General features: G+C 68.7%; 10 protein-coding genes and 1 pseudogene. 4 read left to right on the top strand and 7 right to left on the bottom strand.

The window, feature by feature from the left end; genetic code table 11:
- Window positions 1-77: 77 nt before the first annotated feature.
- From ACFY0K_RS11300 to ACFY0K_RS11290, 3 genes are all read right to left on the bottom strand, one after another.
- Window positions 78-935 (bottom strand): fumarylacetoacetate hydrolase family protein, encoded by an 858-nt coding sequence (locus tag ACFY0K_RS11300; protein ID WP_351958142.1) that lies wholly within the window; start codon window positions 933-935, stop codon window positions 78-80.
- Window positions 936-1068: 133 nt separating this feature from the next.
- Window positions 1069-1788, bottom strand: a complete 720-nt coding sequence (locus ACFY0K_RS11295) for a YidC/Oxa1 family membrane protein insertase (protein WP_390639612.1) — start codon at window positions 1786-1788, stop codon at window positions 1069-1071.
- A 136-nt stretch (window positions 1789-1924) separates the two neighbouring features.
- Window positions 1925-2251 (bottom strand): DUF6412 domain-containing protein, encoded by a 327-nt coding sequence (locus ACFY0K_RS11290; protein ID WP_390639611.1) that lies wholly within the window; start codon window positions 2249-2251, stop codon window positions 1925-1927.
- Window positions 2252-2346: 95 nt separating this feature from the next.
- Between ACFY0K_RS11290 and ACFY0K_RS11285 the strand changes: the two are divergent.
- Window positions 2347-2670 (top strand): annotated as a pseudogene (locus tag ACFY0K_RS11285) (MFS transporter); the annotation flags it as partial.
- Here ACFY0K_RS11285 and ACFY0K_RS11280 read toward each other — a convergent pair.
- A complete protein-coding gene (locus tag ACFY0K_RS11280) occupies window positions 2649-2933 on the bottom strand; it encodes a hypothetical protein (protein WP_294011477.1) in 285 nt (94 codons plus the stop codon). The pseudogene ACFY0K_RS11285 and the gene ACFY0K_RS11280 sit on opposite strands and share 22 nt — an antisense overlap.
- Before the next feature lie 149 nt (window positions 2934-3082).
- Entirely contained in the window at window positions 3083-3871 is a 789-nt protein-coding gene (locus ACFY0K_RS11275; RefSeq protein ID WP_390639610.1) for a class E sortase, read from the bottom strand.
- 311 nt (window positions 3872-4182) lie between these two features.
- Here ACFY0K_RS11275 and ACFY0K_RS11270 point away from each other — a divergent pair, with 311 nt between their 5' ends.
- On the top strand, window positions 4183-5655 hold the full coding sequence (locus tag ACFY0K_RS11270; protein WP_390639609.1) for a beta-1,6-galactanase: 1473 nt from the start codon (window positions 4183-4185) through the stop codon (window positions 5653-5655).
- 56 nt (window positions 5656-5711) lie between these two features.
- On the opposite strand, the gene ACFY0K_RS11265 is transcribed toward ACFY0K_RS11270, so the two are convergent.
- Window positions 5712-6020, bottom strand: a complete 309-nt coding sequence (locus ACFY0K_RS11265) for a DUF1905 domain-containing protein (protein WP_351958146.1) — start codon at window positions 6018-6020, stop codon at window positions 5712-5714.
- Between the two features lie 94 nt (window positions 6021-6114).
- Here ACFY0K_RS11265 and ACFY0K_RS11260 point away from each other — a divergent pair, with 94 nt between their 5' ends.
- Window positions 6115-7134 carry an SEC-C domain-containing protein gene (locus tag ACFY0K_RS11260; RefSeq protein WP_390639608.1) on the top strand — a complete coding sequence of 340 codons (1020 nt, stop codon included), beginning with the start codon at window positions 6115-6117 and terminating at the stop codon, window positions 7132-7134.
- Window positions 7135-7256: 122 nt separating this feature from the next.
- Here the strand turns inward: ACFY0K_RS11260 and ACFY0K_RS11255 are convergent, their stop codons facing one another.
- A complete protein-coding gene (locus ACFY0K_RS11255) occupies window positions 7257-7883 on the bottom strand; it encodes a hypothetical protein (RefSeq protein ID WP_390639607.1) in 627 nt (208 codons plus the stop codon).
- A gap of 639 nt (window positions 7884-8522) precedes the next feature.
- On the opposite strand from ACFY0K_RS11255, the gene ACFY0K_RS11250 reads away from it, so the two are divergent.
- Window positions 8523-11693, top strand: a complete 3171-nt coding sequence (locus ACFY0K_RS11250) for a DUF3427 domain-containing protein (protein ID WP_390639606.1) — start codon at window positions 8523-8525, stop codon at window positions 11691-11693.
- The last annotated feature ends 8 nt before the right edge of the window (window positions 11694-11701 follow it).

Here is an 11701-nt window from a genome sequence, read left to right as displayed (position 1 = left end):
GAGGAACTGCGCGAGCGACCACATCCGGCCCGCGGACGACCGACGAGCGCAGTTCCCCGGCTCTCCCAGCGGAGCGGCTACGCGTCCTTGAACTCCTGCCGCTGACGACCCAGCCCCGCGATCTCCAGCTCCACCACGTCCCCGGCCCGCAGGAACGGCTTCGGCTCCGGCGCTCCCAGCGCCACCCCCGCCGGAGTCCCGGTGTTGATGACGTCCCCGGGGTACAGCACCATGAACTGGCTGACGTACCGCACGACTTCCGCCACCGAGAAGATCTGCTCGGCGGTGGTCCCGTCCTGCTTCAGCTCGCCGTTCACCCAGAGCTTCAGCGACAGGTCCTGCGGGTCGGCGACCTCGTCGGCCGTCACCAGCCACGGCCCGAGCGGGTTGAACGTCTCGCAGTTCTTCCCCTTGTCCCAGGTCCCGCCCCGCTCGATCTGGAACTCCCGCTCGGACACGTCGTGCGCGACCGCGTACCCGGCGACGTACGCCAGCGGGTCTTCGTCGTCGGCCACGTAACGCGCCGTACGCCCGATGACCACCGCCAGCTCCACCTCCCAGTCGGTCTTCACCGACCCACGCGGCACCAGCACGGTGTCGTTCGGCCCCACGACCGTGTCCGCGGCCTTGAAGAAGACGACGGGCTCGGCCGGCGGCTCGGCCCCCGTCTCGCGGGCGTGGTCGTGGTAGTTGAGCCCGATGCACACGACCTTCCCGATCCGCCCCAGCGGCGGCCCGATCCGCAGCCCGGTCGCGTCGAGCGCCGGCAGTTCCCCGGCGTCGGCGGCGGCCCGGACCCGCCCGAGCGCCGCGGCGTCGGCGAGCAGCGCCCCGTCGATGTCGTCGACGATTCCCGTCAGGTCCCGCAGGACACCCTCGGCGTCGAGCAGCGCGGGCCGCTCCGCCCCCGCTGTACCGACTCGCAGCAGCTTCATGGTCGTCACCATCTCCCTTGACAGCAGTCGCCCGGCCGATGGGTGCAGCCATCGGAGGACTGGTCGATCCTCCAAGATGAGCGTGCAGCGGGCAAGAGTCTGTTCACGTACTGGACCGTAGGCACCACGGCCCTCACCTGTACAGCACCGCCCGCTCCACCGCGCTCCACGTCGTACTGGTCACCACGTACAGCGCCGCGGCCAGCGGTACCACGGCCACGGTGACCAGCGTGGCGTACGACAGGTACGGCATGACCTTGGTGACCGCGCCGACCCCGGGCACCTGCTGGTCCGCCGCGCCCGCCACCGGCGTCGCCGTCGCCCGCCGGGCGCGGCGGAAGTTGAAGGTGGCGACGGCGGCGACCAGCGCGAACAGCACCAGATAGACCAGCCCACCACCGCTCCCGAAGCCGCCGTCGGCGAGGACGTCGCTCCACCGGCCGCCGAGCGGAGCGCCCAGCAGCGCATGGGACAGCAGACCGTTGCCGTGCCCGCCGATCGTCGAGCTGGAGAAGAGGTGGTAGAGGACGAAGAACGCGGGCAGTTGCAGCATCCCCGGCAGGCATCCGGACAGCGGTGACACCTTTTCCGCCGCGTGGAGTTCCAGCACCGCCTTCTGCAGGGCCTCCTGGTTCTTCCCGTGCTTCTCGCGCAGTTCGGCGATTCTCGGCTGGAGCGCGGCCCGGGCGCGCTGGCCGCGGGCGGCGGCGCGGGACAGGGGATGCACGAGCAGTCGTACCAGAGCGGTGAACAGGACGATCGCGGCGGCGGCCGCGGAGGCGTGGAACAGCGGCTGGAGCAGGTCGGCGAGATGCTCGACCAGGCCGGCGAAAGCGGACATGAAGACGGACATGGGTGGGAGCCCTCCGGGGGGTCTCGTCGTGCCGTGCGTGCCGTGGGTGAAGAGGTGGAACGGCATGACGACGCACGCGAGGCCACCCGGGGCCAGGGACCGGGGTTGGTCTACGGGGCCAGGGACCGGGGTTGGTCTACGCGGGGGTCGCCGGGAGGGCGGGTCCGGGTGCTCGCGGGCGGCTGCGGCCCTTCGCGTCCGGGTCGCGTTGCGGCAGGAAGGCCGTACGCCGGGCCCGGTCGCGGATCGCCGTACGGACCCGGGTGGGCGGCACGGCGGGCGCGGAGCGGGCGGCGAGGACCGAGCAGAGGGCGAGAGCCGAGCCGGCGGCGGCGGTCGCGGCGAGCGCGACGGTGGTGAAGAGGCTGCCGGAGTCGAGCAGGAGGAGGTCGAGCAGGAGGAGCAGCAGGAGCGCGGCGGGCCGGGACGGCAGCACCCAGCGGCTGTTCACGTTCATGCGCATACCAGCCACCCCCCTCTCCGTCTCACCACCGTTTATACATGATCCGTCTCCAGCGGCTCCAGGAGCCTCTTGGGCCTGACGAGCGCCCTGCTGACGCGGGCTCCTGGCCCCGTCTGCTGCCGGGCCTGGTCCTGGGCGGCGCGGGCAGCGGCCTCCTCAACGCCGCGCTCCCCCTTCAGGCGGTGGAGTCGGTCCCCGCCGCCCGAGCCGCGATGGGCTCGGGCGCCCAGCAGACCTTCCGCTCCATCGGCTCCTGCGCCGGCGTGGCCCTGACCATCGCCCTCGCCACGTCGCCCGGCGACGGCCTGGCCCAGGGGGCGGACGTGGCGATGGCGGTCTCGGCGGGGCTGGCGGCGCTGGGAGCGGCCGGGGTGGCGGGGCTGCGGGAACGGGCCGGCTACCCGGCGGCGACGACCTGACCGGCCGTGACCTGGGGCGGATTGGGCAGCAGCGACGCGAGCTGGTCCCGCACGAAGGCCGCGGCCCTCCTGACCGACTCCTCGGCGCCGGCCTGGTCGTCGTAGACGCTGGTGGAGAGCATCACTCCGTCCCCGGCGTCGACCCAGTAGTAGGCCACGAAACCGGGGACCTGCCGGAGGAGGGGAACGAACCCCTCGTCCACCCGGCGTCCCGCCTCGGCGGGATCCGTCACCCCTTCGTACCGTCGAACCACCGCGTACATAGCCGATCTCCTCACGGATCTCCCGAAGCCACCTCTTTCGCATCGACATATCCCCCGACGCGCGTCTCCCCCTCGCGGCACGTCCGGAAGCCCCCCGGACAGCCGCATGAATCACCGCAACCGCGCCCCCCGGCCTTGTGTCCTTCGCCCTACGCCCGCGGCCGCGTCGACACCAGCTTCCCCCAGACCACCATCCGGTACCGGGACGTGAACTCGGGCGTGCAGGTGGTGAGCGTGATGTAGTACCCCGGCTCCGTGTACCCGTACGACGGCTTCACGACCGACCGCGGTACGGGCCGTACGACCCCCGAGTCACGCGCCGACGTCCGCGGCAGGACCTGGTCCACGACGTACGTGTAGGTCGCCGACGCCGTCTCCACCTCGACCGGGTCCCCGAGCCGGAGCCGGGGCAGGTACCGGAACGGCTCACCGTGGGTGTTCCGGTGCCCGGCGAGCGCGAAGTTCCCGGCCTGGCCCGGCTGCTGGGTGCCGGGGTAGTGACCGACGTACCCGTGGTTGAGCACCTTCGGCTTGCTGACGCCCTCGGCGACCGGCACGCGCAGCCCGAGCCGCGGGATGACGAGGACGGCGTAGGCCTGGGAGGCGACGACCCGGGTGGTGTACGACGTCCGCGCCCCACCGGCCCCACCGGCCCCGGTGGTACGGCCGGACCCCGCGGACCCCGCCTTACCGGAACCGCCCTTCCCCCCGCCGCTCCCCGATCCCCCGGAGCCGTCCACCGCTCCTCCTCCGCCGCCCCACTCCCGCTCCAGGGCCTCGACCTTCCGCTCAGCCCCCTGCTTCGCCTCCCGGTTGGTCCACCACAGCTGGTGCACGACCAGGAGCATCAGCACCACGCCCACCGTGACGAGGAGTTCGCCCCCGGTCCACAGCGCCCGCCGACGCCGGGCCCGCCACCGCCGCTCACCATGCCCCACGACCCGCACCGCGCACCTCCCGCCGGCCCTGCTGGTCTCACCGACCCCAGGCCGGTGTCACCGGTCCCCGGCCGGTCCCGCACGATAGGGCGCCCGCCGCCAACTCACCAGAGCCGCGCGGCCACCCGTCACCGCACCTCCCCACACCCTCTTCCTCCACGGGTTTTAGAAACCACTGTCAGAAACGGCCGTCACAACCCTCGACAACCTCACGCACCACACCCGATGCTTCCTGTTGGCATGCGGGGGGACGAGTCAACGCCGGTCCGGGAACCGGTGTTTGAGCCGCACGGAGAGGTTGAGAAACAGCCATGATCCGACGCAGAACACTCCTGGCCGCCGCGGGCGGCGGCCTCCTGGGCAGCGCCCTGGCCACCGGCACGGCCCGCGCCGACGCCACCATCGCCGTCAGCCCGTCCACCTCCTGGGGCACCTGGGAGGGCTGGGGCACCTCCCTGGCCTGGTGGGGCAACGTCTTCGGCACCCGCGACGACTTCGCCGACATCTTCTTCACCACCAAGTCGACGACGTACAACAGCACCTCACTGCCCGGCCTCGGCCTGAACATCGCCCGCTACAACCTGGGCGCGTGCAGCTGGAACAGCGTGAACGGCGAATCGATGGTCGCCTCCGCCAACATCCCCTCCTTCAAACAGATCGAGGGCTATTGGCAGGACTGGAACAACGAGGACCCCACCTCCTCGGCCTGGGACTGGACCGCCGACGCCACCCAGCGCGCCATGCTCGTGAAGGCCGTGAACCGCGGCGCGACCGCCGAGCTCTTCGCCAACTCCCCCATGTGGTGGATGTGTTACAACCACAACCCGTCCGGCGCCGCCGACGGCGGCAACAACCTCCAGTCCTGGAACTACCGCCAGCACGCCTCCCACCTCGCCTCCGTGGCCCTCTACGCCAAGAACAACTGGGGCGTGAACTTCGCGACGGTGGAGGCCTTCAACGAACCGTCCTCCTCCTGGTGGACGGCGACCGGCACCCAAGAGGGCTGCCACATCGACTCAACGGTCCAGTCGGCCGTACTCCCCTACCTGCGCAGCGAGTTGAACAGCCGAGGCCTGACGGCCACGAAGATCTCCGCATCGGACGAGACGAGCTACGACCTGGCCCGCACCACCTGGAGCTCCTTCTCCTCCACCACCAAGGGCTACGTGGACCGCGTCAACGTCCACGGCTACCAGGGCTCGGGCGGCCGCCGCGACCTCCTCTACACCGACGTCGTGACGACGGCCGGCAAGGCCCTCTGGAACTCCGAGACCGGCGACAACGACGGCACCGGCTACACCATGGCCTTCAACCTGCTCTACGACTTCCGCTGGCTGCACCCCACCGCCTGGGTCTACTGGCAGGTCATGGACCCGTCCACGAACTGGGCGATGATCGCGTACGACGCGAGCACCCTGGCGGCCGGCGCGGTCACCACCAAGTACTACGTGATGGCCCAGTTCAGCCGCCACATCCGCCCGGGGATGAAGATCCTGGACACGGGCGTGAGCAACGCGGTGGCCGCCTACGACTCCTCGGCCAAACGCCTGGTGATAGTGGCCCTCAACACCGCCACCTCCGCCCAGACCCTCACCTTCAACCTCTCCGGCTTCACGACGGTGACCGGCGGCACGAACGGCCTGGTCCCCCGCTGGAACACGGTGACGACGGGCGGCGACGCGTACAAGTCGTACTCGGACACCTACCTGTCCGGAAAGACGGTGGCGGTGTCGGTGGCGGCAAAGGCGGTCCAGACCCTCCAGATCGACGGCGTGACGATCTGACCCGACCGGCCCGGCGGCGGGTCACGCGGCTCACCGCGCCCGCCGCCCCCCATCCGCTACCCGACCCGCACCCGCATCACCACCCGCACCTCGTCCCCCGCCGCCACCCCCTGCGCCTTCCGCACCGCACTCTTCAACGGCAGCAGATACCCCCCGTCCTTGGGAAAAAGGGACGTCTCGAACACCAAGCCACCCACCCCACCCACCCCACCCAAGGTCACTTCAACGGGCACGACCCCCCACCCGTACGAGGCCATGCCCGCCACGGCCCGCACCTCCTCACACTCCTCCTCGGGCACCGGCACGAAGTAGTACGGAGCGGGCCCCCGCCACTCCACCACACACCCGCCGAACTCGAACCGCACGGACGACTCCCCTCACCACCGACCGCATCGACTGCACCGACTGCCCCCGATCCCTATCTCTTCTTTGTCACCGCCGGGCAGTACCGTGTCGTTCATGCGCCCCGACACGCCTGCCGAGAACGTCGACCACACCGCCGAAGCGGCACGCCTGGAGCGGACCGCCGGCCGCTACCCCGAGGACGCCGAAGCCCTCCTCCTCCAGGCCGCGGCCCACCTGGAACTGGCCGACGACCGCCCCGCCGCCACCGCGCTCTACGACCGGCTCCTCGCCACCCCCGACACCCTGGAGAACGCGCCCCTGGTCCGGGCCCTCAAGGCGTCGAACCTGTGGGAGTACGACCACGAGGCAGAGGCCAGGGCGATCATCGAGGGCATCCGGGCCACGGCCCCCCGCGACCCCGCCCCCTGGGTGATCGTCGCGGAGTCCCTCGAATCCCACGACGAGCTGGAGGCGGCCCACGACACGTTCACGCAGGCGGCGACCCTCCTCCTCACGGACGTGGCCGAACCCCCCTACGCCACGCGCCCGGTGTTGTTCGGCCGCCACCGGGTCCGCCGCATGCTCGGCCTCCCCCACGACGACTGGGACGCCCGCGCCGACACCCTCCACTCGTCCCCCATCTCCCTGGACGAACTCCACGACCCCAAGCGCGTCTGGTCCCTGGGCTCCGACAACCCCCAGGAGCTGGAGGCAGAAATCTCCCGACTCCGAGCCGAACTCGGCACCTACCGAGAGGCCCTCTCCCGCCCCTTCCCGGTAGCAGTCCTCCACTGGCCGGCGGAAGAACTGACGGAACTCCTCTCGGCCTACCCCGACCTGGCCACGGAGTACCCGTCCCACCCCGAGCACCTCGCGACCATAGAGACCTCCCTACGCGAACTCTCCACCTCCGGCACCGGCAACCTCGGCATCGTCACAGGCACCGTCCCCTCCTACGAGGCCTTCGCCGCCTCAGAGGGCTCGTCCCCGTCCGACACCGCCCTCCTCCCGCAGTACGCAACAACACTGGCGGCCCGGGGGCGAGCGGTGGCCTGGCCGCCGCAGCGGACGTCGGACTGCTGGTGCGGGGTGGGGCAGGCGTACGCGGAGTGCCACGGAAGTCCCACCGCCTGAGTCGATCTCCCCGTGGGCGACGTCAGGGACGGCCGCCACCGGAAAAACGCAGGCTCCGCAGAATGCCGGCGACGACCGGGGCGTAGCACTTCTCCGAGTGGGCGACCTGAGGCCTCACTCCCCTACCCTCCCTGGCCGAAGCGGCTGGGAGGGGGTGGAGGAGGCCCCACTCCGGCGGCTCGCTGCTGGTCGTAGAGATCCACCAGCCGCCGGTTCTTCTCGTACCAGCGCCTCGTCAGAGAGGGAACGAACGCCGCCAGGACGGCCAGGGCCACGGCGAACAACGCCGCCAGCACCACAGCTGCGACAGGTCCGTGGCGCAGCGCCCACGCGAGAACGAGGCAGCCCACGCCGAGCACGGCGACGAGGACGACCAGCCCGCGGACGCCGTTGCTCTCGTAGGCGGCGAGGCCTCGGCGTTTCGACGCCAACTCGACGGCGGTGAGGGTGGTCTGCGGCGCCGCATGTCCAGTGCCGGGCGCCTGAACGGCCCACGCCATGAGAAGCGGGCCTCCGGCACGTAGTCGGTCATGGGTCTGCGTGGCCCGTTGACGAGCTGTCGGGGAGTCGTTCCGTACGAAGACCAGGCTCATCGTGCTCCTGCTCCGTACTTCGGTCGCCGCGAGGTCGTAGCCGAACTCGAACCCGATCGCGGTGATCATGTCGGACTGCCCCGCCTCCAGCCCGCTCAGGCTGAACTCGACGCGGCCTCGCCCGTCGAAGTGGCCCGGAATCTCCCCTTCCTTCATCGCGACGCCTCCCCCTTCTGCCGAGCCGCCCTGTCCTTCTCGCTCCGGACATGCCGCGCGTTTTCGAAGGCCGTCAGCAGTGCACCACCCGGGACGACCATGTCCTCCGCACCCCGCCGCCCCTTCTCCGAAGCCCAGTATCCGAGTGCGATGGGCTCACTCCAGCGGTACCCCCCGGCGTCGGGCAGCCAGCTGTCCGCCCGTCAACCGATATCGCTCACACGCAGCACTCGTCCCTGCGCGGAGACAAGGTATGTCTACCGGGTTCGCATGTGCGCGACGCCTTCCACGGCCTCCAAGCCGCCCAAGCACCCGGCGGCCCCCCACCCGCCAGACGCGCCCCAACTCCGGCCGCGACCGCAGCCCACCCGAGGCACAGTCCGGCAAGCCGCCCACTTTCCCCGGGCCGCCCGCTCGCTTCTACCCCGTGCCGGAGCGGCCCGGGTCAAGGGTGGCCCGCAGGGCCATCGGCGCAGCCGACGCGGACGCGGAGCGCAGCGGAGCTGGAGCGCCCTTGAGGCGGGGCGCGGAGGCACGACAATGGCCAAGAAGCGGGCGGTCCCACGATAACTGCAGAGAAACCGAAGTCTTCCCTCGGGACTGTCAGCGTCACCTGCTACAACAGAGCCACTGCTGTGCATGAGGGATTGGGGAATCAGCGTGGCTCAGCCGGGGGACCTGTCTCAGCCTGTCGCGGGTGTTTACGAGGAACTCGTCACCCGGCGCATGCAAGAGCAGATGGAGCAGCTGAGTGCTGATGGCTGGAAGGCCATCGATGACGAGGTCAGCGAGGAATCTTCACCCCATGTGCTCGCCCGACACGTCGGCAGAGCCATAGGACGACGACTCAGCCAGTTGCCGAATGACAAACGCGTCGCCGTTGCCAACCAGATCATCGAATCCCTTGCCACCAACTCTGCCGAGCTCGAAGACAGTGACGCTGTCGACCTGGTCGCCGACGGTCCCCGCCAGCTCCTGGCTCTCGCCGAGAGAGAGGCCCCCGGCGTCTACGCGATACGACCGCTGACACCACTGTCCGAAACCGCGCTCATCACCAACTCCCCCGAAGACCCGAGCCTCGGCAGCGAACTGCGCGCCGAGTTGGCCACGGCGGACCGCATCGACCTGCTATGCGCGTTCGTGAAGTGGTACGGCATCCGTGTTCTGGAGAGCCCCCTCCGCGAAGCTGCCCAGCGCGGTGTGCCTATTCGTGTCATCACCACGACGTACATGGGCGCCACCGACCGGCACGCCCTCGATCGTCTCGTCCGTGACTTCGGCGCGGAAGTGAAGGTCAACTACGAGACTCGCTCGACGCGCCTGCACGCTAAGGCTTGGTTGTTCCGCCGCAACAGCGGCTTCGACACCGCGTACGTGGGCAGTTCCAATCTCTCCAAGGCCGCGCTTCTTGACGGCTTGGAGTGGAACGTCCGCCTGTCGTCCATCGCCACACCTGCCGTGTTGACGAAGTTCGAGGCCAGCTTCGACTCGTACTGGAATGACATTGCTTTTGAGGCTTATGACCCGGATCGCGACGCCCGCAAATTGGACGAGGCGCTGGGCGTGGCGGGTGGCTCGACGTCCGGCCAGGACGACAAGATCAGCCTCTCGGGCCTTGAGGTTCGGCCGTATCCACACCAGGCCGACATGCTGGAACGGCTGCGTGTCGAGCGTGAGGTCCGCGGCCACCACCACAACCTGCTGGTCGCAGCGACCGGCACGGGCAAGACCGTCATGGCCGCCCTTGACTACCGCTCCCTGCATAAGCAGTGGGGCAACAAGCAGTACCCGCGGCTGCTCTTTGTGGCACACCGCAAAGAGATCCTGAAGCAGTCGCTGCGCAAGTACCGCGAAGTGCTCGATGACGCGTCCTTCGGCGAGCCCCTCTTCAGCGGCGAGTTGCCCCGCGACTGGGAGCACGTCTTCGCAAGCGTCCAGTCCCTTACCGACCAGCGACTCGAGCAGTTCGACCCGGAACACTTCGACATCATCGTCGTCGACGAGTTCCATCACGCTACGGCTACGACATATCGCCGCGTCCTCAACCACTTCAAACCGAAGCAACTCCTCGGTCTGACTGCCACTCCTGAGCGTGCCGACGGACTCAACGTGCAGGACGAGTTCTTCGAGGGCCGGATCGCCGCCGAGATGCGGCTATGGGAGGCGCTCGACAACGACCTTCTCTGCCCGTTCCACTACTTCGGTGTGCCCGACGGCACGGACCTCACCCGCCTCAACTGGCGTACGGGAACGTACGACCAGAGCCAGCTCGGCGACTTGTTCTCCGCCGACCATTTCCGGGCCCGCATCGCCATCAAGCAGGTGCGGGACAAGGTATCCGACCCATCGCAGATGCGGGCGCTCGGCTTTTGTGTCACCAGGAAGCACGCCCACTTCATGGCGAAGTGCTTCCAGGAGGCAGGGTTCAAGGCTGCGGCCTTGGACAGCGAGTCGAAGCCCGAGGTCCGTGACCGGATCCTGTCCGAGCTCAAGGCCGGAGAGATCCAGGTCATCTTCTCCGTAGACCTGTTCAACGAGGGCTTGGACATCCCTGACGTCGACACGCTGCTGCTTCTGCGTCCCACGAACAGCGCCACGGTCTTCCTTCAGCAACTCGGCCGAGGCCTGCGCCGCACGCCCGACAAGCCAGTGCTCACCGTGCTTGACTTCATCGGCCAGCATCGTGCGGAGTTCCGCTTTGAGGAACAGTTCCGTGCGATGACCAACCTGTCCCGCAACCGGCTTCTTGACCACGCTGAGCGTGACTTTCCTCTGCTGCCGTCCGGTTGCCAGATCATCCTTGAGGGCAAGTCCAAGGACCTCGTACTGGAGAACATCCGTACGCAGATCAAGGCGACCATCCAGACCCTTGCCAAGGAGGTCAGGGCCTTCAACACACCATTCCTTGCCGACTATCTCAGGGAGAGTCGTCGCGAGATCAAGGAGTTGTACAAGTCGAACAACTCGTGGACGTCCGTCTTGCGCCGCGCCGGCCTGGCCGATCTACCTGAACAGACGGGTGAGGAAGACCTGTTGAAGCGCGTGCACGCATTCCTGCACGTCGACGACCTCGAGCGGGCTGACGCGTATACCCGGCTGCTGAGTGACGACGCCCCGTCGTACGAGGCTCTGAACCCGAGGGACGCCGCGTACGCGCGCATGCTCTTCTTTAACCTCTGGGACAAAGCTGGTGGTTTCACCTCATTTACTGAGGGCCTTGATTCACTGCGCGTGCAACAGGCTCTCCGTAGCGAACTGCGCCAGGTCCTCGACCACGTGATGGGCCATGCCGACCATTTCCCCATCTCCCTGAAGGGCCCGCACGCGCACATCCCGCTGAAGATCCACAGTGCGTACAACCGCTCCGAGATCCTGGCCGCGCTTGGCGTCGCTCGCCTCGGCGGGCAGATGCCCGGGTCCTTCGCCCAGGGCGTCCTGTGGGACGAACCCAACCAGACGGACGCTCTGCTGATCACTCTCGAGAAGAACGAGAAGGACTTTTCCCCCACCGTCCGGTACAAGGACTACGCGTTGAGCCCTGCCCTCTTCCACTGGGAGTCCCAGAGCACAACCGCAGACACCTCACCCACTGGACTGCGTTACCAACAGCACACTCAGCGCGGAAGCCACGTGCTGCTGTTCATGCGGCGCTACAAGGACACCGACATCGGCAAGGCCCAACCGTGGATGCTGCTTGGACCTGCAACATATGTCCGGCATGAGGGCAGCAAACCCATGGCCATCACTTGGCAGTTGCACCACGAGTTGCCTGCGGATGTGTGGTCGTACTCCGCTATCGCCGCCGGTTAGCAGAATCA

The sequence above is a fragment of the Streptomyces sp. NPDC001507 genome, from assembly GCF_042894765.1.
In the GTDB taxonomy this organism is placed as follows: Bacteria; Actinomycetota; Actinomycetes; order Streptomycetales; family Streptomycetaceae; genus Streptomyces.
This window is presented reverse-complemented; position numbering and strand designations above follow the sequence as displayed.

Coding starts and splice junctions, on each gene's coding strand:
- ACFY0K_RS11300 (WP_351958142.1), bottom strand. CDS start 935: ATGAAGCTGCTGCGAGTCGGTACAGCGGGGGCGGAGCGGCCCGCGCTG.
- ACFY0K_RS11295 (WP_390639612.1), bottom strand. CDS start 1,788: ATGTCCGTCTTCATGTCCGCTTTCGCCGGCCTGGTCGAGCATCTCGCC.
- ACFY0K_RS11290 (WP_390639611.1), bottom strand. CDS start 2,251: ATGCGCATGAACGTGAACAGCCGCTGGGTGCTGCCGTCCCGGCCCGCC.
- ACFY0K_RS11280 (WP_294011477.1), bottom strand. CDS start 2,933: ATGTACGCGGTGGTTCGACGGTACGAAGGGGTGACGGATCCCGCCGAG.
- ACFY0K_RS11270 (WP_390639609.1), top strand. CDS start 4,183: ATGATCCGACGCAGAACACTCCTGGCCGCCGCGGGCGGCGGCCTCCTG.
- ACFY0K_RS11260 (WP_390639608.1), top strand. CDS start 6,115: ATGCGCCCCGACACGCCTGCCGAGAACGTCGACCACACCGCCGAAGCG.
- ACFY0K_RS11255 (WP_390639607.1), bottom strand. CDS start 7,883: ATGAAGGAAGGGGAGATTCCGGGCCACTTCGACGGGCGAGGCCGCGTC.
- ACFY0K_RS11250 (WP_390639606.1), top strand. CDS start 8,523: ATGAGGGATTGGGGAATCAGCGTGGCTCAGCCGGGGGACCTGTCTCAG.